This is a genomic window from Fructobacillus tropaeoli (genome assembly GCF_001047135.2).
In the GTDB taxonomy this organism is placed as follows: domain Bacteria; phylum Bacillota; class Bacilli; order Lactobacillales; family Lactobacillaceae; genus Fructobacillus; species Fructobacillus tropaeoli.
The window spans coordinates 1-287 of record NZ_DF968167.1 but is presented as its reverse complement, the minus strand read 5'-3'; the positions used below and the strand labels follow the sequence as shown (position 1 = coordinate 287).

Annotated in this window: 1 pseudogene; it reads left to right on the top strand. The window is 42.5% G+C overall.

Annotation, left to right across the window (positions count from 1 at the left end):
- A pseudogene (locus AOQ32_RS08830) lies at positions 1 to 287 on the top strand (transcription elongation factor GreAB); the annotation flags it as partial.

Genomic DNA, 287 nt, shown 5'->3' with positions numbered 1-287 from the left:
TCTGATGACCAAGCCCAAGTGTTGATTTATGGGTCACAATTAGATGAATTAGAAAACGGCCAATATGCTTTTTTTGTCAAAGATAATGATTATTACAACATCACGCGGCGACAAAAAGGACAAGGGGATAAGCGCTTTATTAAGGGCGCAACTTTAGCTAAACAGCTGAGTCGTTATAACGGGCAACAACCTATCCGAAAAGAACCGGTGATTGCCTCTTTAGCAGCAAAACTCAAAGCGTTAGACTTCTATGCCCAACATGGTGATGGGACGTTACGGAGTGGTCA